Origin of the sequence: Streptomyces sp. NPDC059224 (assembly GCF_042754285.1) — a bacterium.
Classification (GTDB): domain Bacteria; phylum Actinomycetota; class Actinomycetes; order Streptomycetales; family Streptomycetaceae; genus Streptomyces.
In genome coordinates this window covers 159,772-177,101 of the sequence record NZ_JBHZAN010000021.1, presented here as the reverse complement: position 1 = coordinate 177,101, position 17,330 = coordinate 159,772, and the positions used below count along the sequence as shown (strand labels likewise).

Sequence of the window (17,330 nt, the reverse complement as noted above, 5' to 3'; positions counted from 1 at the left end):
CGTGACGGCGTGTCGTTCCTGCGGTGCCTCACCCAACCCGGTTCCTGCCGTACTCGAACCGTGGTGCCACCCCAGTCCTTCACGACCGGACGCCGGACGGCCACAGCCCGTCCGACGGCGTCCCCTCATCGCGTCATCGCGCCGGTCAACGCGGTCCGTGCCAGATCGCGTAGCCAGATGTGCGCGGGATCGGTGTCATAGCGCTGATGCCACGACAGGTACACCGGGGCCGGCGGCAGGTCGAGCGGGAGCGCGAGCAGGACCAGGCCGAGATCGGCGGCGACCGCACGCGCCGTGGATTCGGGGGCTGTGACAAGGAGGTCGGAGCCTCGCGCGAACGCGAACGCGGTTCCTTCGGTGGGCGCGGTCGCCACCACACGCCGGGTGAGGTCCAGCCGCGCGAGAGCGTCGTCGAGAACGTTGCCGAGCCTTCCGCGCCGCGAGACGGTGATGTGCTCGGCCGCCGCGTACCGCGCCGCGGTGACGGCCTTGACGCGGGTGAGCGGATGTCCCCGTCGTACGACGATGACGTGCGGGCTCTCGGCCACCCGATCGGTGCGGACCTCGGGTGCGGCCGGGCTCTCCGCGTTCGCGGCGAGATCGACCTCGCCGCGGCGCAACTCGGGTGTGTCGATGCTCGATTCCGCGATGAAGCGCAGCCGCACACCCGGTGCCTGCTCACGCACGGCGGCGAGAAGCGCGGGACCGCCGAGGGCGACGAGTGCGTCGTGCCAGCGGAGCGTGAAGGTGCGTTCGAGCGTCGCGAGGTCGAGTTCACGGCTCGGCGCCAGTACGCACTGCACCTGCTGGAGCAGGTCGTGCACCTGTTCCCGGACGGCGATCGCGTACGGCGTCGGGGTCATCGTGCGTCCGGTGCGCACCAGGATCTGATCCCCCGTCGTGCGCCGGATCCGGCCGAGGCTGCGGCTCATCGCGGGGGCGGTGACGTGCAGGCGGTCGGCGGCGCCGGCCACGCTGCCCTCCTCCAGGAGAGCGTCGAGCGCGGCGAGCAGATTCAGGTCCAATTGCATGGGAGTCACTCTAGCCGTGCTTGACATGCACTTGAAGTTAACGATGGCCGCTCCTACCGTCGAGATGCGGGCGCGAACGACCTTGGTTCTCGCCTGGTTGGCCTCCATCACCCCTGCTCAGACGGGAGTACCCCCATGCCCGAGTCGATCCGGGACACCGGTGGTAGCGCAGCCGCCGGCTCCGCCGCCGGCTCTGACGCCGGCCTGCTCGCCCAGACCGTGATCGCCGTACGCGCCGCGGGTTCGGCGCTGCGGGAGCGCTTCGGCGAGGTGGTCCCCTGCCAGAGCCGCGAAGAGCTGATACGCGCTCTCGCCGCCAACGACGACACGGCCCTCGACATCCTGCGCCCCCGTCTCACAGCCCTGCGCCCGGACGCCCGATGGGTGGAGGACGAGCCGGCGGGCGGCGCTCTGCCGGCCGGCGAATGGTGGGTCGTGGATCCGGCCGAAGGCAACGTCAACCACCTGCACGCCCTGCCGGACTGGGCGGTGACCGCCACCCTCGTGCGCGACAACCGGCCGGTGTTCACCGCGGTCCACCTGCCGCTGACCGGCGAGACCTGCACCGCGCTGACCGGCGCGGGCGTCCACCTCGACGGCCGGCCGCTGCACGTGTCCCGGACCACGGACCTCGGCCTGAGCATCGTGGCCACGAGCCAGGCGAGGCCGGACGAGGACGAGAAGGTCGTACGGCGCGTCGGCTCCTCGGTCACCGAGATGCTGCTGGACGCGCTCGTGGTGCGGACATCCGTGCCCGCCACCCTGCACCTGCTGAACGTGGCGGCGGGCCGGACCGACGCCTTCTGGCAGTTCGCCGGGGCCCGCGCGGACCTGCTTCCCGGTGCGCTGCTCGTCACGGAGGCAGGCGGCCGGATCTCAGACGCCGAAGGCCGCCCCTGGACCCCGGAGAGCGCGAGCTTCCTGGCCGCCGCACCCGGGGTGCACGCCGCTGCGGTCGCCACGCTCTCCCGCTGACCCCTGACCACTCGCGAGAACAGAAAGACCAGGAGGACCAGTTCACCATGAGCAACATCACCGTTCTGGGCGGCGGCCGCGTCGGCGGCGGCCTGGCCACCGGCCTCACCCGCGCCGGGCACGAGGTGACGGTGGCGGACCGCTCGCCGGGCGCTGCCGCCGCCGCTGCCCGGACCGCGCGGATCGTCATCAACGCCACACCCGGCGCGGGCTCCCTGGAGCGGCTCGCCGCACTGCGCACGGAGCTGCGCGACAAGATCCTGGTGGACGTCTCGAACGCCACCGTCGACGGACCGGACGGGCTGCCCGCCGACCTGCTCTACCCCGGCTCGAGCCTCGCGGAGCGACTCCAGGAGTCGCTCCCCCGGACGCGCGTCGTCAAGACGCTCAACACGATGCTGTACTCGGTGATGACCGCACCCGGCTCACTCACCCGGACCCCGACCGCGTTCCTCTCGGGCAACGACCAGGAGGCCAAGGAGATCGTCGGCGGACTGCTCGCGGGCCTCGGCTGGCATCCGGAGTGGATCACCGACCTGGGAGGGATAGAGACCGCGCGGGCGGCCGAGGCCGCGATCCTGTTCGTCCCGCACGTGATCCGCTCCAGCGGGTTCACGCCGTTCGCGATCTCGATCGCCCGCTGATCCGCGCGCGGACCGGCCAGATCTTCGCCGGGCACTCCCGCTCGGAGCCGAGCGGCGCATCGCTTCCGTAGCGGCGGCCGGTCAGCCGAGATAGTCCGTGCGCCCCTCGTCGTCGAGTTCGAAGGGGCCCTCCGGGATGATGCAGAACTCATTGCCCTCGGGGTCGGCCATGACCAGGAACCCGCCGTCGGCGTACTGCTCCAGCCGACGCCCGCCAAGCGCCTCGACCCGGTGCTGCTCGGCTGCGGGATCGGGTGAACTGACGTCGAAGTGCAGGCGGTTCTTGTCCGACTTGGGTCGCGCGGACCGCTGGAACCCCAAGCCCAGGTCCTTCTCCCTGCGCAGCCACACGTACGGGCCCGTACGGCCCACGACCGGCCTGTCGAGCAGTTCGGACCAGAACGCGGCAAGCCGCTCCGGGTCGGCGGCGTCGACGATGAGGGCATTGATCCGTGGAGAGGTGTGCGCCATGCACCCATCTTCTCAGGGCCCCGAGTGGAGAGCCGGGCCGGACCATCTCGGTCCTTTCGATCGCCCCCTCCGCTTCCGCTGCTTGCGACGCCGCGCTCACAGCCGGCCGTTGCGCCGAAAGGAGCGGTACCGCCGGCCCGCGCCGAGTGCCCTAACAACCGGCGCGCAGGGATGGCCGTAGCGCCGGTCCGGTTCGGGCATGTCGTCGAGGTTCATGCCAGGCACCGATGCGGCGCATGTCGTCGTTCTGCCAGGTGCCCGCGGTCGCGAGGTGCGCGTCGAGGACGGATCCCAACAGGTCGCGGTCGTCGTCGGCCGGGGTCGACGACCGCATGACGGGGACCAGGGGCCGGACCGCGTCGCGGAACTCCACCACCTCACCTGTGAGCGAGCAGATCCGCTCGGTCAGGTCCTGGCGCGCCGGTGAGAACACGGACCGTTCCAGTTCGGCCGGATCCGCCCGCACCCGGGCGGCCGCATCGGTGTACGCGTCGACGACGACGTCCGTCACCGCGTGCGGGACGCCTGCCGGTCCGCGCCGTGCCATGACCGGCTGCTCGGCGGGCCGCATCGGGATCCGCCACTTTCCGTCCCGCCTCGGCGAGTTGCGCCGCGCGGGGTTCCGGCCCGGGTTTGCTGGTGCTGGTCTCCCCGCTGGGTCTCGCGGGCAGCTCGACCACCGACCCGGTGCCGCGTACCGTGCGGCGGCCGGCGCCGCCGGAGGCGCGGGACGTCATCACCCGGGCCGTGGAGCAGTTGCAGGGCAAGGCCGGTGCCGGGTCCGTCATGGCGGTCGTCGGCCTGGTGCTGGCGCTCTGTGATGCAGGCCGGCGCCGCACGTCGGGGTCGGGGACGGCGCGCTGACGGTGTGGTCGGCCGTCAAGTGGCCGGCCCTCGTTCTCCTGGTCACGCTGGTGATCGCCGTCCCGTACTGGGCCGGGCCGAACGCGAAGGTAAGAGGGTTCCGGTGGGTCACACCGGGCAGTGTCGTCGCCCTGCTGATCTGGCTGACGGCGTCCGTCGGCTTCGGGTTCTACGTCGCCGGCTTCGCTTCCTGCAACAAGGCCTACGGCACGATGGCCGGCGTCGTCGTGTTCCTCGTCTGGCTGTGGATCACCAACCTGGCGGATCCTGCTGGGCCTGGAGTACGACGCGGAGACCGCACGCCAGCGGGCCGCCGCGAGCGGTCTGCCGCACGAGACGGAGCCCTGCGCCGAGCCCCGTGACACCCGGACGTGCGACGAGGCCGAGGTACGCCGGCTGGACGGCGCATGACCGGCCCCGGCACACACGGCTACCACTCGCTGTCCTGAACCCGGTTGTTCGGGGTACTCGCGCGATCGCCGGGCCTGACAGGCCCGGCAGGCAGGAACGGAACGGGAGGTGAGTGCCGTGCCGAGTACGGAGCCGCGCCATGCCTCAGCCGGCCGGAGCACGCAGCACGCCGGCCAGGAGCCGGTGAGCGAACTGGTGCAACGGGCCTCGCAGCACCTGACCGAGCTGATGCGCGGCGACTGAGGCTGGCACAGGCGGAGATCAAGGAGAAGGGCAAGCACTACGGCAAGGGCGGCGGCCTGTTCGGCGGCGCCGGTGTCATCGGCTTCCTGACACTCCAGGCGCTGGTGGTAACCGTCATCGCCGCGCTGGCGACGGTACTGCCGGTCCGGGCGGCCGCACTGATCGTCACGGCGGTGCTCGGCGTGATCGCCGCGGTGCTGGCCAGGAGCGGACGGAAGCAGGTCGGACAGGCGGCACCCCCCACGCCCGAGCAGACCGTCGAGAACGTGAAGGCCGATGTGGCCACGATCAAGGAGAGTGTGCACCGATGACCCAGCCGCCCCACGACGAACCCACCGCCGCGACTCCCGAGGAACTGCGTGAGCAGGTCGAGCAGACCCGCACCGAACTCGGAGAGACGGTGCAGGCCCTCGCGGAGAAGACCGACGTCAAGGCGCGCGCCCGGCAGAAGGGCGCCGAGGTCAAGGAGCAGACCGTGATCAGGGCCCGAGCCGTGAAGGAACAGGCCGCGGCCACAGCCGACCAGGTCAAGGCCAAGGCCGCCGGCATCGCGCACCAGACCAAGGACCGGCTGCCCGACCCCGTCACGCACAAAGCCGCGCAGGGGACCCGGCTGGCACAGGACAACCGCAGGCTGCTGTGGACGGTGGCGGGCGCGGCTCTCGTGGTGTGGGCGGTCCGCCGCCGGACGAAGGGCTGAGCCGGGTGAAGGCGTCGAAGATCACCTACAAACCGGTGGGGATGGCTCTCGGCATGGTCGGCGGCCTGGCCGCGACAGCGCTGTTCAAGCAGACGTGGAAGGTGCTCGGTCACGACGAGGACGCCCCGGACGCCACCGACGAGTACCGGTCCTGGCGCGAGGTGCTGTTCGCCGCCGCGCTCCAGGGCGCGGTCTTCGGGCTGGTGAAAGCGGCCGTCGACCGCGCCGGGGCCACCGGCGTCCGTGGCCTGACCGGCACCTGGCCCGGCTGATCGCCCCAGGAGCCGTGCCGCCCCGCACACGTCCGGACGTGCTCGCGCACCGGCCGCCCTCGCCATCGGGGGGGCCGGTGCGCGGACCGCGCGAGGCGATTACCAGTAGTGGCGTCGGCCTGCGACGGCGTGTCCCATCCCGCCGAGCAGCCACAGGGCGGCTCCGACGACCGCCAGAATGATACCGATGGTCCACAGGATGGATATCCCGGTGACGAAGCCGATGACGAGCAGGATGATGCCCAGGATGATCATGGTCTCTCCTTTGGGGTGTGGTGCCGGCGCCCCGCGAACAGCGGGAGACCGTAAGGGGGTGGGTACACGGGGTCTCCTCGTGTTCCGTGCGGTGGGCGTGGCGGCCGGCGGCTCGCGGACGGGCCTCGGTGGGCTTGCGTGAGGAGCCGGTGGCCCGGCGGTCGGTTCGAAGGGGTGCGCACGGGGCGCCGGGGACGGCGCCGGGTGTCGCCAGGGGCAGTCGACCGACCCCGGTGGCTGTCGAGCCCGGCGCGGAGAATCAGCAGGCCACCGCGGAGTGGCACCGGCCCGGCGGGGCCCGGCGAACTGCGGTTCACTACGCGTTTCGGCGTCATGGTGTGACTCCGGTGCTGCTGGTTCTTCGGTCAATCGGTGCGTTGTCGTATGCCTACGACGACATGGAAAGGGTCGGCCGAGCCGGCCGCGCTGGTCACGGGGGACGGTGGTGGGGTCTCCCCTCGCCTGCCGGGTCGCGGAACGCAGTTCCACGACGGGCTCCGCCCCGGTGACGACGCATCCGGATACGAGCCTTGCCACATTCGGGTACCCCCATCTCGGCATCGCATGCCCGGCCTCGACCAGACCGAGGGCGGCGACTCCGGCGAAGCGGGGTGCGCCCAGAAGCTGCGGCGCCGGCACGCCTGCCCGCACCCCAGCCGTCCGCGCTGAAGAAGAAGGGAGCCGGAGCCGACAAGCCCGATCGCCGCCGGGGCGGACCCCCGGAGCTGCCGACGTTCCCTCAGCCCCGTGCGGCTCGCACGCAGCGCCGCAGCTCCTCTGCGTACGGCACGGCGACTCCCGCGGCGATGATCCCGGCCAGCGCCGCGAGGTACGGGGCCGGCAGCGGGTGTTCCTTGGGCAACAGCCGCCAGTCCTGGGGAGCGTGGGCGCCCCGCAGGGTCCTGCGTACCTGGTCGGAGTGGAGGCAGGCGGTGAACGCCAACGCCGTGAGCGGCAGGACCTCGAGGAAGCTGTGGATGTGCTGCTCGATCGGGCGGACCTCGCGCTCGCGGACGGCAAGTGTCACGTCGTACACGGCCGTGGCTCCGTGGGCGAGGGCGGCGCCGCCCATCACGGTGAGGGCGAGCGGGTTGACCCTGGCCAGCAGGCCCATGAGCACGGGCACCCCGGCCTCGGTCATCATCAGGGCGTGGACCGCGGACTCCTTGGTGCCGCTGGTGTGCTCGATCCGGGTCCGCCGGTGCATCCACCAGTCCGCGAGGCCCGGCACCACCCACAGAGGCAGCACGCCGTACAGGAGCAATCGCCGGCTCGCGTCCTCCACGTCGGTCGAGTGGAGTGAAATCCGCTGGTCGGCGGGGTGCCGCCAGTTCCGCCAGGCTTTCCGGGGGAGCACACGCAGAGCCATGGAAACCTCCCTGAAGTCGTCGATCGGGGAATTCGGTCCCCGGTACCTCACCTGATCAGTGCGACACGCCGTGCACAACCTGGCGGCCATCGGGTACTCGGCGGTCGTTCCAGCCCCACACGCGGTTCAGGAGGCACCATGGCGCGCTTCGGATACTTCCTCTCGTGCGAGGAGCACGGCCCGGCGGAACTCGTCGAGCAGGCGCGAATGGCGGAGCAGGCCGGATTCGACGCGCTGTGGATCTCCGACCACTACCACCCGTGGAACGACGCCCAGGGCCAGAGCCCGTTCGTGTGGTCCGTGATCGGCGCCCTCTCGCAGGCGGTCTCGCTGCCCGTGGAGACGGCCGTGACCTGCCCGCTGGTGCGTACCCACCCCGCGGTGATCGCCCAGGCGGCCGCCACCTGCGCGGTCCAGCTGGACGGCCGCTTCCGGCTGGGCGTGGGCACGGGGGAAGCGCTCAACGAGCACATCCTCGGCACCGTCTGGCCCGAGGCGCCGGTGCGTCTGGAGATGCTCGAGGAGGCACTGCAGATCATCCGGCGGCTGTTCACCGGCGAGCAGATCAGCCATCACGGCAAGCACTACACGGTGGAGAACGCCCGCCTGTACACGGTGCCCGACGAGCCGGTCCCGATCGACGTCTCCGCCTTCGGCCCGCAGGCCGCCGAGGTCGCCGCGCGGATCGGCGACGGGCTGATCACGATGATGCCGGACGCGTCGGTGGTGGAGCGGTTCCGGCGCGGTGGCGGCGGTGCGAACCCGGTGTACGGCGGGCTGAAGGTGTGCTGGGGCGCCGACGAGCGGGATGCGGTCCGTACCGCGCACCGGCTGTGGGCCAACGAGCAGTTGCCCGACGAACTCCCGCAGGTGCTGCCGACCCCCCGTCACTTCGAGCAGGCGTCCGAGCTGGTCACCGAGGACCGGGTCGCCGGGTCCGTACCGTGCGGCGACGATCCCGACGCCCATGTGAAGGCGCTGTCGGAGTTCGCCGAGGCCGGGTTCGACACGGTGTACGTCAACCAGATCGGCAAGGACCAGCAGGGCTTCTTCGACTTCTACCGCGCCAAGGTCCTGCCCGCGCTGCGCGGCTGAGTGAGGGTGGTGACCGCGGTGGACGGCTCCCCCGAGGCCGAGGGCACCGCACTCGTCGTCATCGACATGATCAACACGTACGACCACGAGGACGCCGAGCTGCTCGTGCCCGCCGTCGGCCGGATCGTCCAGGCCGTCGCGGACCTGATCGGCGAGGCCCGGAAGGCGGACGTGCCCGTCATCTACGGGAACGACAACTTCGGGCTGTGGCGCTCCCACCACGGCGAGCTGCTCGACAAGGCGCTGGCTCTGCCGCACGCCGCCCTGGTGGAGCCGGTGCTGCCCGACGACGACTCACTGTTCGTGGTGAAGGCCCGCCATTCCGTCTTCTACGAGACGCCCATGGCGTACCTGCTGTGGCGGCTCGGCGTCGGTCATCTGGTGCTGTGCGGCCAGGTGACCGAGCAGTGCGTCCTGTACTCCGCCCTGGACGCGCACATCCGGCACCTCGATGTCACGGTACCCCGCGACGCCGTGGCCTCCATCCATCCCAGGCTCGGTGAAGCCGCGCTGGAGATGATGGAACGCAACATGGGCGCCCGCGTCACGGCGGCGCGTGAAGTGGATTTCCTGGGTACCCGGCAGGCGGTACCCGACAGGGACCCTCACGAGACCGGAGACCGCCCATGAGCCCAGGCGTCCCCGCCCTCGGCGACCTGGTGGCGGCCCTGCGGGCCGGCACCGGCGCCGGGGTCCGCTTCGATGCCGCCAGACCGTCACGTCCGTCTCCCGACCGCGCTGCCACCAGCACACGATCATGGAGTTCGAGGCCGACCGTGCGCTCATGGACCGCGTCCGCATCGACGCGCATGTCCCCGACGAGGGCTGCTGCCGTCTGGCCGGCATCTCCGGTTCGAACGCGGCCACCACGAAGTGTTCATGAAAACCGGCGAGTCGGGCGTCCGACAGGCCGCCGCTTCCGACCCCGCCCGTTGGGCGGCCACCGCGCCGTCGGCGCCCTCACGGCCACAGCCGCTCTGGCGGCGGTGCGTCGGCTGCGCCGCGTATGACGTGCATCCCCTTCCACGAAAGGTTCTCGGCCATGTCGACGAAGGTCTCCGACCATCTCCTCCAACGGTTGCGCGAGTGGGACGTGGAGTATGTCTTCGCCTACCCGGGTGACGGCATCAACGGCCTGCTCGCCGCCTGGGGACGGGCCGGCGACAAACCCCGGTTCGTCCAGTCCCGCCACGAGGAGATGTCCGCGTTCGAGGCCGTCGGCTACGCCAAGTTCTCCGGCCGTGTCGGCGTCTGCGCCGCCACCTCCGGGCCCGGCGCCATCCATCTCCTCAACGGCCTCTACGACGCCAAGCTCGACCACGTCCCGGTGGTCGCCATCGTCGGGCAGACCAACCGCAGCGCCATGGGCGGCTCCTATCAGCAGGAGGTCGACCTGCTGAGCCTCTACAAGGACGTCGCCTCGGACTTCTGCGAGATGGTCACCGTCCCCGAACAGCTTCCGAACGTGCTGGACCGGGCGCTGCGCACCGCCATGGCCCGCCGTGCGCCGACTGCCGTGATCATCCCGGCCGACGTCCAGGAACTCGACTACTCGCCGCCCGGGCACGCCTTCAAGATGGTGCCCTCCAGCCTCGGCATGCCGCACTACACGACGGTCCCGGACGACGACGATCTGCGGCGGGCCGCGGACGTGCTCAACTCGGGCGGCAAGACGGCCATCCTGATCGGACAAGGAGCGCGCGGTGCCCGGGCGGAGGTGCGCCAGGTCGCGGACCGGCTCGGCGCCGGGATCGCCAAGGCACTGCTGGGCAAGGACGCCCTCGACGACGACCTGCCGTACGTCACCGGCTCGATCGGACTGCTGGGCACCCGGCCGTCCTACGAGCTGATGCGTGAGTGCGACACCCTGCTGGTGATCGGATCCTCCTTCCCCTACACGCAGTTCCTCCCCGAGTTCGGCAAGGCGCGTGCCGTGCAGGTGGACATCGACCCGCACATGGTCGGACTGCGCTACCCCTTCGAGGTCAACCTGGTCGGCGACGCGGCCCGGACGCTGCGCCGGCTGCTGCCCCTGCTGGACCAGATGGAGGACCCCTCCTGGCGCACGAAGATCGAGAACAACGTCAAGGACTGGTGGGAGGTCATGCAGCGGCGGGCCGCGGTCGACGCCGATCCCATCAACCCGGAGTACGTCACCCACGCCCTCAACGGGCTGCTCCCCGACAACGTCATCCTCTCCGCCGACTCGGGTTCGGCGGCCAACTGGTACGCCCGGCACCTGAAGCTACGTGAGGGGATGCGCGGTTCGCTGTCGGGGACGCTCGCCACCATGGGGCCGGGCGTGCCGTACGCCATCGGCGCCAAGTTCGCGCACGGCGACCGGCCCGCGATCGCCCTGGTCGGGGATGGCGCGATGCAGATGAACGGCATGGCCGAGCTCATCACCATCGCCAAGTACTGGCAGGAGTGGGAGGACCCGCGGCTGATCGTGGCCGTCCTCAACAACCGGGACCTCAACCAGGTGACCTGGGAGATGCGCGCGATGGAGGGCGCCCCGCAGTTCCTGCCCTCGCAGTCCCTCCCCGACGTCCGCTACGCCGACTTCGCCCGCTCACTGGGTCTGGACGGCCTGCGGATCGAGGAATCCGACGGAGTGGCCGGCGCCTGGGAGGCCGCGCTCGCCGCCGACCGGCCGTGTGTCCTCGACTTCGTCACCGATCCCGCCGTACCGCCGATCCCGCCGCACGCCACCCTCGGCCAGATCGAGGCCGCGGCCTCCGCCGTCCTCAAGGGCGACAGCGACCGGCTCGCCATGGTCCGGCAGGGCTTCAAGGCCAAGGTGCAGGAGTTCCTGCCGCACCGGCACGAGACCGGGCGACGGTGAACCGACCGGCCGGTCGTCGAGCAGGTGCAGACCTCGGTCCAGACCGTTCCGACGAACGCGCCCGCGGCGGACGCCACCCCGACCTGGGACAGCACCGCCCTCGTCCTGGTCACCGTCCGCTGCGGAAACGTCACCGGCCTCGATCACTCCGCTCCGGCAGCGGCCGCGCAGGTCGCCCACGACCAGTCCGGCGTTGCGCACCGCACGGTGCACGGCGCGTACGACGGCGGTGGGGAATACCGGCGGATCCGGGGCACCCCAACCGGGCCGTCGCGGCCGGCCGCGTCCAGCGCCTTGACCAGTTCCTCGGTGGCAGTCTCGCCGAGCCGGCCGACCGCCGCGACCTGCTGGGAAAGACGCAGCTTCCATTGCGCGGTGTGCACCGGCGGGGGTACGCCGTCCCGCGACTCGGCGGCCACCGGACGAACGGTGTTCGATCCGGCGTCCACCACGCTCATCCTCGTCGCCCCGCCCACCCCGCGCCCCGGAACCGATACCGGCGGACCAGAGCGAACGGAAACAGGTGGACTGTGGTGCTTCCGTCCTGCCCTGCGGGGAACTCGTCGGGCGACGGACAGACCTGTACGAGACCCACGGAAGCCAAGGTGAGATGCCATGCCGGCTGGATCGAACGCCAAGCGCGAGCGCCAGTACGAACACATCAAGGACAGTGCCGAGGAGCGCGGTGAGTCGACGAAGCGGGCCGAGGAGATCGCGGCACGCACGGTCAACAAGGAGCGGGCCAGGTCGGGCGAGTCGAAGACCGCGAGCAAGACCTCCACCCGCGACCCGAAGTCGGCGTACCAGCGCGGCGGTCAGCGCTCCCACAGCGGCGCGGAGGGACCCACCAGGGACCAGCTGTACGAGGAGGCCAAGAAGCGCAACATCGAGGGCCGCTCGTCGATGACGAAGAAGCAGTTGCAGAACGCCCTCGGGCGGTGAGCAGGCGTTCTCACGCGACCTGGGGGAGTCACGGCGTCCCGCGTCCGCAGCGCCGTGGCTCCCCCGCGCCCGGCGGCGAGGAGCCTGGCGGCCGGCCGGTCCTCCGGGCAGAATGCCGGCCTCCGTGACGCGACCGCCGGCCTTCCCCAACACCGCCCGGACCGACCCCACGGCACAGGATCGCGGCGACGCCCACCCCGCCACGCTGAGACGGGCCATCGCCTACATCGACGACCACGCCGACCAGCCGATCACCGTCGCCGACATGGCGGCCGCCGTCCACGTCACGATCCGCACCCTGCAATACGCCTTCCGCAGGCATCTCGACACCACGCCGATGGCCTGCCTGCGCCGGGTGCGCCTGGCCCAGGCGCACCGCGACCTCCTCGCGGCCGGGTCCGGCAGCGGCGCCACCGTCGCCGCCCGCTGGGGATTCGCCCACCCCGGCCGCTTCGCCGCCCTCTACCGGGACGCCCACGGCACCAGCCCCGCCGACACCCTGCGCAACTGATGCGGGGCGTCCGAAGGAACGGCGGCGGGCCCGACGCCGGCGACTGAGGGCGCTCCGCGCGGATACCACTCGCACCAGGCAGGCCAGGTTCCGACCGGGGTCGCCCGACTCGCTCCTCGAAGAGGGAGACACCTTCGTGCCGACACCATCGCTCCGCCGTGCGTCCGGATCCCTTCACGGACTGTCCGCCGTCGTCACCGGCGGCTCCCGCGGTCTGGGTCTCCTCATCGCCGACGAACTGCCGCGCCGTGACGAGCGACGCGAGTTCGCCTGGTTCTCCGCTCTCGCGGGCACTCCGCTGATCTCGATGGACGCGCGCCGGGCAGCCGGTCGCATCGTCACCGCCGTCCAGCACCGCGTCCTCCGTCTGGTCCTCACCCCGGCCCCCCGCGTGGCCGACAAGGCCCACGGTCTCGCCCCGGCGCTCACCACCCGGCTCAGCCATGCGGCGACCGCGCTGCTGCCGACCGCGGCGGACGAGCCGGGGCCGCGTCGGGTGTCGACGTCGAACCGGCCGCCCCGCGCACGACCGGGGAACGCCTGCGCTCCGCGGGCAGCGCGCTGAACGACCGGGCGGCACGCGCCCACAACGAACTCCACCGCACCGCTTCGGAGGGACACCGGCGGCGACTCCGTACCGAGCGCCGGCTGACCGTCCGTTCCCGCGGCCGTCACTCCTTGTCGGCGAAGACGCTGGTGTCCAGGTGGGCAAGGAGGTCGGCCGGATCCCGGTACACGGCGTGGGCACCGGCAGCCTCCAGGTCCGCGCGCGGGATCCCGCCGGACAGCACCCCCACCGCGGTCACCGCGTCCCTCGCGGCCGCCTTCATGTCCCAGACACTGTCGCCGACGAACAGCGCGCGTTCGCTCGGCACGCCGGCGATCTCCCTGGCCTGCTGGACGGGATCGGGGGCGGGCTTGCCCTCGGAGACGTCGTCCGCGCTGGTGAACCCGAGGATGACGTCGTCCGCGTCGATCGCGCTCCGCAACGCGGCGAGTTCCGCGCCGCTCGCCGAGGTCGCCAGGACGATCTCCCAGCCCCGTCCCGCCAGCGCCCGCAACAGGTCGCCCGCCGAGTCGAGTACGGGCAGCCGCTCGAAGTACGTGGCGTACAGGGTGTGGTGCGCCGCGCTGAGCTGCCCGTCCTCGTCGGGATCGCGGTCGTCGCCGAGCAGGTGCTCCAGCAGGTCGCCGCCGCTGAGGCCCACGGCCCGGTGGATCTCCCGCATGGGAACGTGATGGCCCGCCTGCCGGAACGCCTCCCACCAGGTGACCACGTGCAGGTGATTGGTGTCGACGAGTGTTCCGTCGATGTCGAAGATCGCGGCGCGTTGCGTGCTCATCTCGGACGCCCGCCCCGTCACAGTGCCCGGAGTGCGGGCAGCAGCTTGTGCTCGGCCCATTCCAGGTACGGCTCCTGATGGTCGCCGCCGATCTGGACGAGCGCGACCTCGGTGAACCCTGCCTCGGCATAGGGACGGACGGCCTCGACGACCGCCTGCACGTCGTCGCCGCAGGGAATGGAGTCGGCCACGTCCCCGGGCCGTACGAACTGGGTGGCCGCCTCGAAGGCGGCGGGTCCGGGCAGTTCGGAGTTGACCGGCCAGCCGCCGCCGAACCAGCGGAACTGCTCATGGGCGCGGGCGACCGCCGCGTCGCGGTCGGTGTCGTAGCAGATCGGCAGCTGACCGACCTTGGCCTTGCCGGCGCCGCCGTGCCGGTCGAAAGCGGAGATCAACTCCGGGCGGGGCTCCGTGGCGATCAGCAGATCGGCCAGATGACCGGCGAGTTCGCAGGAACGGTCGCCGGAGACGGCGACGCCTATCGGCGGAGGCGCGTCGGGCAGGTCCCACAACGTGGCGTTCTCCACGTCGAAATGGGCGCCGTGGTGGTTGACGTTCTCCCCCGCCAAGAGCGCGCGGATGATCTCCACGGCCTCCTCCAGTTTCTCCAGCCGGACGTGAGCGGCGGGCCAGCCGCCGCCCGTCACGTGCTCGTTGAGGTTCTCCCCGGAGCCGAGCCCCAGCCGGAACCGACCCTGGGAGAGAAGCTGCATCGTGGCGGCCTTCTGGGCGACGACCGCCGGGTGATACCGGGTCGTCGGGCACGTCACGTACGTCATCAGGGGAATGCGCTCGGTGGCCTGCGCGGCGGCACCCAGCACACTCCACGCGTAGGAGGCGTGCCCCTGTGACTCCAGCCAGGGAAAGTAGTGGTCGGACGTGACGGAGAAGTCGAACCCGGCCCGTTCGGCGCCCACCACATGGCCGACCAGCTGCCGCGGGCCCGCCTGCTCGGTCATCATCGTGTATCCGATCCGCACCATGCCGCTCATCTCCTCGTAGGGGTTCTCGTAGGGGTGTCCTCGCCAGGGCCGGTGTCGGACCCGGGTACCCCGTCCGGCGACGGCGACGCTCGACACCGTGCGCGCGTTCGGCGAGGTCTGTGCTACTGCCCCGGCGGGGCGAAGGGCGGCCGCCGACCGTCTTGCTCGGGCATCCCTCCGACGGGTACCCGAGGCCGCAACGGCGCCCGGGCGCGAGAGGGACAGCAACGTGGGTGACCGGCACCCGAAGGATCCCGAGAACCGCGGAGCAGAGAGGTACGGCCCTGCGAGCAGGGCCCTGCCCGACGGGAAGAGGGCCGGGCGGCCCGCGCGCGGTATCCATCCCGGTGGGCCAGTCCGGACATGACACCCACCATCGCTGCCGGGCGTTCCGGCCGCCGAAAGGACGCACCCTGGGTGTGCGCACCTGGATCAGTGACTGGCCCGCGTTCCGTCAGCTCACCGGATCCGACCCGCTGGGCCGGGGCCGCGCCGCCATGCCGCCGCGCACCGGACACCTCGAACCACGCACGAAGACCGCCGACCGGGTCGTGCGTCGATGTGCCCCCACTGCGCGGTGGGCTGCGGGCAGCAGGCCTACGTCAAGGACGACGCCGTCGTGCAGATCGGGGGCGATCCGGACTCGCCGATCAGCCGCGGGCGCCTGTGCCCCAAGGGGTCGGCCACACTCCAGCTACCACAGGACCGGCCCGTCGCCACGAGGTGCTGTACCGGCGGCCCTACGCCACCGACTGGGAGCCGCTCGACCTGGAGACCTCCATGGACATGGTGGCCGACCGGGTGATCGAGACGCGGCGCCTTACCTGGGAGTGGGAGTCCGAGGGGATGCGCACCGCGCGTACCCTCGGCATCGCCGAGGAGAACTACCTCATCAAGAAGCTGCTGAATCAAGAAGCTGCTGACCGGCCTCGGTGTGGTCCAGGTGGAGAACCAGGCCGGGTCTGCCACAGCTCCACGGCCGCCGGGCTCGGTACCTCCTTCGGGCGGGGCGGTGCCACCACCTTCATGCAGAACCTCCAGCACGCCGACCGCATCGTCATCCAGGGCTCCAACCTCCCCGAGGCCCATCCGGTCGGCTTCCAGTGGGTGATGGAGGCGAAGGCGCGCGGCGCCCGGATCATCCGTGTCGACCCGCGCTTCACCCGCACCAGCGCGCTGGCCGACCTGCACGTGCCGATCCGGGCCGGCAGTGACATCGCGTTCCTCGGCGCGGTCCTGCTCCTCGGCCCGGTGCCCGACTCGGCACCCGCACGCGCCGGCTCGGCATGGTCGCGGAACCGCCAGGGCCGCGCCGGAACCCTGCTGCGCACCGCCCGTCTGCTCACCGCGACCGGCGCGGCCACCGCTCTGGTGTTCGGCCACCGCAGCCGCCCGGCGGCCGCCCTCGCGGGCTCGGCCTGCACCCGCTCTTCGGCATCTTCGCGGCCGGAGTCGCCTCGGCCGAGGACCCGCAGTACACGGTCGCACCCCAGCGCGCGGCCACCGCGGCATCCGGGGAAGGTCACCAGCCGGCCCCCGCCACACACGACACGCGGTGACTACTCGTCGAGCCAGTCCCCCGGGAGCAGGGTCCGGACCGCTTCCAGTGCTTCCTCGGTCCGAGCCCGCGCAAGCACGCAGCCCTCCTCGTCCCGCAGCAGCGCGTCCGCGCCGAGGAACCAGCGGGTGCCCTCGTAACCTCCGGCCGCATAGACCGGAAACGGCAGCTGCTCGCAGCTCTCTTCGATGATCCGCGGGGTTTCGGGGTCGGGCTCGTAGAGGAAGTCGCTCAGGTGCTGCGGCGCGTGCAGGGACTCCGCGAGTACCATCTCGACGGCCATCCACGACACGCGTTCCATGAACGGCTCCCACCGCTGTGCCTGCCGGTCGGCGAGGTCCAGCAGCACATGAACTCCCGGATCGGCCCGGCCCACATCCCCGAGCAGTACACCCCAGGAGCAGGCGCCCTGGTTCTCCTCCCGGAAGACGAGCGCTTCGCCGCGGGCATCGATGCAGAGCTCGTCCGGCCGCAGCAGACGATCGTGGTTGCTCGTCAGGTCCTGGCGCCGCCCGAGCAGCCGGTACATCTCGCCGAGGGCGGTCGGCAGACCCACGCCGAGACGTTTCTCCGCTGCTCCGAGGTCCTCCTCGGTGAAGCCGTCGCCGTCGGTGAGCGGCTCGACCCACGCACACGCGAAGTCGCGGACGAACCGCCACGCGCCCGCACGGTCCGCGCGCGCCTGCTCCAGGCCCCTGCGAACATCGAACATCTGTGTCATGGCGCAGACCCTAACCGCCGCCCGCGACAATCCCGCCGTCACCCCTTTCACTCCCAGGACCACCGATTACCGCTGAGCCCGTCGCCTTCGGCAGGAT

Annotated in this window: 20 protein-coding genes and 3 pseudogenes; 14 read left to right on the top strand and 9 right to left on the bottom strand. The window is 71.5% G+C overall.

All coding sequences use genetic code 11. From position 1 onward, the window contains the following. Nucleotides 1–125 precede the first annotated feature (125 nt). Complete coding sequence (locus ACFXI4_RS24330) at nucleotides 126–1,031, bottom strand: LysR family transcriptional regulator (RefSeq protein ID WP_384994359.1); 906 nt, start codon at nucleotides 1,029–1,031, stop codon at nucleotides 126–128. A 135-nt stretch (nucleotides 1,032–1,166) separates the two neighbouring features. Here ACFXI4_RS24330 and ACFXI4_RS24325 point away from each other — a divergent pair, with 135 nt between their 5' ends. Continuing rightward, the gene (locus tag ACFXI4_RS24325) at nucleotides 1,167–2,006 is read left to right on the top strand and encodes an inositol monophosphatase family protein (RefSeq protein ID WP_384994357.1); all 840 of its coding nucleotides are present in this window, start codon (nucleotides 1,167–1,169) and stop codon (nucleotides 2,004–2,006) included. A gap of 47 nt (nucleotides 2,007–2,053) precedes the next feature. Continuing rightward, a complete protein-coding gene (locus tag ACFXI4_RS24320; protein ID WP_384994354.1) occupies nucleotides 2,054–2,650 on the top strand; it encodes an NADPH-dependent F420 reductase in 597 nt (198 codons plus the stop codon). Between the two features lie 81 nt (nucleotides 2,651–2,731). Here the strand turns inward: ACFXI4_RS24320 and ACFXI4_RS24315 are convergent, their stop codons facing one another. Continuing rightward, a complete protein-coding gene (locus tag ACFXI4_RS24315) occupies nucleotides 2,732–3,121 on the bottom strand; it encodes a VOC family protein (RefSeq protein ID WP_384994352.1) in 390 nt (129 codons plus the stop codon). Nucleotides 3,122–3,272: 151 nt separating this feature from the next. Beyond that, a complete protein-coding gene (locus ACFXI4_RS24310) occupies nucleotides 3,273–3,668 on the bottom strand; it encodes a hypothetical protein (protein WP_384994349.1) in 396 nt (131 codons plus the stop codon). A gap of 80 nt (nucleotides 3,669–3,748) precedes the next feature. On the opposite strand from ACFXI4_RS24310, the pseudogene ACFXI4_RS24305 reads away from it, so the two are divergent. The 4 genes and pseudogenes from ACFXI4_RS24305 to ACFXI4_RS24290 form a co-directional block, all read left to right on the top strand. After that, nucleotides 3,749–4,396 (top strand): annotated as a pseudogene (locus ACFXI4_RS24305) (YihY/virulence factor BrkB family protein); the annotation flags it as partial. A gap of 183 nt (nucleotides 4,397–4,579) precedes the next feature. After that, a pseudogene (locus ACFXI4_RS24300) lies at nucleotides 4,580–4,950 on the top strand (phage holin family protein). Beyond that, on the top strand, nucleotides 4,947–5,339 hold the full coding sequence (locus ACFXI4_RS24295; RefSeq protein ID WP_384994347.1) for a DUF3618 domain-containing protein: 393 nt from the start codon (nucleotides 4,947–4,949) through the stop codon (nucleotides 5,337–5,339). Before ACFXI4_RS24300 ends, ACFXI4_RS24295 begins: the two are co-directional and overlap by 4 nt. 5 nt (nucleotides 5,340–5,344) lie before the next feature. After that, a complete protein-coding gene (locus tag ACFXI4_RS24290) occupies nucleotides 5,345–5,611 on the top strand; it encodes a DUF4235 domain-containing protein (protein WP_384994344.1) in 267 nt (88 codons plus the stop codon). A gap of 99 nt (nucleotides 5,612–5,710) precedes the next feature. On the opposite strand, the gene ACFXI4_RS24285 is transcribed toward ACFXI4_RS24290, so the two are convergent. Continuing rightward, nucleotides 5,711–5,866: a DUF6131 family protein gene (locus tag ACFXI4_RS24285; protein WP_384994342.1), complete on the bottom strand. Its 156-nt coding sequence runs from the start codon at nucleotides 5,864–5,866 to the stop codon at nucleotides 5,711–5,713. A 739-nt stretch (nucleotides 5,867–6,605) separates the two neighbouring features. Then, entirely contained in the window at nucleotides 6,606–7,235 is a 630-nt protein-coding gene (locus ACFXI4_RS24280; protein WP_384994340.1) for a diguanylate cyclase, read from the bottom strand. A 138-nt stretch (nucleotides 7,236–7,373) separates the two neighbouring features. Between ACFXI4_RS24280 and ACFXI4_RS24275 the strand changes: the two genes are divergently transcribed. The 4 genes from ACFXI4_RS24275 to ACFXI4_RS24260 all read left to right on the top strand — a co-directional run bounded on the left by ACFXI4_RS24275 (nucleotide 7,374) and on the right by ACFXI4_RS24260 (nucleotide 11,175). Continuing rightward, nucleotides 7,374–8,330 (top strand): LLM class F420-dependent oxidoreductase, encoded by a 957-nt coding sequence (locus ACFXI4_RS24275; RefSeq protein WP_384994337.1) that lies wholly within the window; start codon nucleotides 7,374–7,376, stop codon nucleotides 8,328–8,330. A 66-nt stretch (nucleotides 8,331–8,396) separates the two neighbouring features. After that, nucleotides 8,397–8,960 (top strand): cysteine hydrolase family protein, encoded by a 564-nt coding sequence (locus ACFXI4_RS24270; protein WP_384994409.1) that lies wholly within the window; start codon nucleotides 8,397–8,399, stop codon nucleotides 8,958–8,960. 127 nt (nucleotides 8,961–9,087) lie between these two features. After that, the gene (locus ACFXI4_RS24265; protein WP_384994335.1) at nucleotides 9,088–9,213 is read left to right on the top strand and encodes a hypothetical protein; all 126 of its coding nucleotides are present in this window, start codon (nucleotides 9,088–9,090) and stop codon (nucleotides 9,211–9,213) included. 159 nt (nucleotides 9,214–9,372) lie between these two features. After that, entirely contained in the window at nucleotides 9,373–11,175 is a 1,803-nt protein-coding gene (locus ACFXI4_RS24260) for a thiamine pyrophosphate-requiring protein (protein WP_384994332.1), read from the top strand. 143 nt (nucleotides 11,176–11,318) lie between these two features. Here ACFXI4_RS24260 and ACFXI4_RS24255 read toward each other — a convergent pair whose 3' ends face one another. Then, nucleotides 11,319–11,624: a hypothetical protein gene (locus ACFXI4_RS24255; protein WP_384994330.1), complete on the bottom strand. Its 306-nt coding sequence runs from the start codon at nucleotides 11,622–11,624 to the stop codon at nucleotides 11,319–11,321. Between the two features lie 166 nt (nucleotides 11,625–11,790). On the opposite strand from ACFXI4_RS24255, the gene ACFXI4_RS24250 reads away from it, so the two are divergent. The 3 genes from ACFXI4_RS24250 (at nucleotide 11,791) to ACFXI4_RS24240 (ending at nucleotide 13,193) form a co-directional block, all read left to right on the top strand. Beyond that, nucleotides 11,791–12,117: a plasmid stabilization protein gene (locus tag ACFXI4_RS24250; RefSeq protein WP_384994327.1), complete on the top strand. Its 327-nt coding sequence runs from the start codon at nucleotides 11,791–11,793 to the stop codon at nucleotides 12,115–12,117. 124 nt (nucleotides 12,118–12,241) lie between these two features. Beyond that, a complete protein-coding gene (locus ACFXI4_RS24245; RefSeq protein ID WP_384994324.1) occupies nucleotides 12,242–12,628 on the top strand; it encodes a helix-turn-helix domain-containing protein in 387 nt (128 codons plus the stop codon). A gap of 136 nt (nucleotides 12,629–12,764) precedes the next feature. Continuing rightward, on the top strand, nucleotides 12,765–13,193 hold the full coding sequence (locus ACFXI4_RS24240; protein WP_384994322.1) for a hypothetical protein: 429 nt from the start codon (nucleotides 12,765–12,767) through the stop codon (nucleotides 13,191–13,193). 106 nt (nucleotides 13,194–13,299) lie between these two features. Here the strand turns inward: ACFXI4_RS24240 and ACFXI4_RS24235 are convergent, their stop codons facing one another. Beyond that, on the bottom strand, nucleotides 13,300–13,971 hold the full coding sequence (locus tag ACFXI4_RS24235; protein ID WP_384994319.1) for an HAD family hydrolase: 672 nt from the start codon (nucleotides 13,969–13,971) through the stop codon (nucleotides 13,300–13,302). Between the two features lie 17 nt (nucleotides 13,972–13,988). Beyond that, entirely contained in the window at nucleotides 13,989–14,954 is a 966-nt protein-coding gene (locus tag ACFXI4_RS24230; RefSeq protein ID WP_362720879.1) for an LLM class F420-dependent oxidoreductase, read from the bottom strand. A 413-nt stretch (nucleotides 14,955–15,367) separates the two neighbouring features. Here ACFXI4_RS24230 and ACFXI4_RS24225 point away from each other — a divergent pair. Next, nucleotides 15,368–16,193 (top strand): annotated as a pseudogene (locus ACFXI4_RS24225) (molybdopterin-dependent oxidoreductase); the annotation flags it as partial. Nucleotides 16,194–16,513: 320 nt separating this feature from the next. On the opposite strand, the gene ACFXI4_RS24220 reads toward ACFXI4_RS24225, so the two are convergent. Further along, the gene (locus tag ACFXI4_RS24220) at nucleotides 16,514–17,233 is read right to left on the bottom strand and encodes an SMI1/KNR4 family protein (RefSeq protein WP_384994316.1); all 720 of its coding nucleotides are present in this window, start codon (nucleotides 17,231–17,233) and stop codon (nucleotides 16,514–16,516) included. Nucleotides 17,234–17,330: the final 97 nt, after the last annotated feature.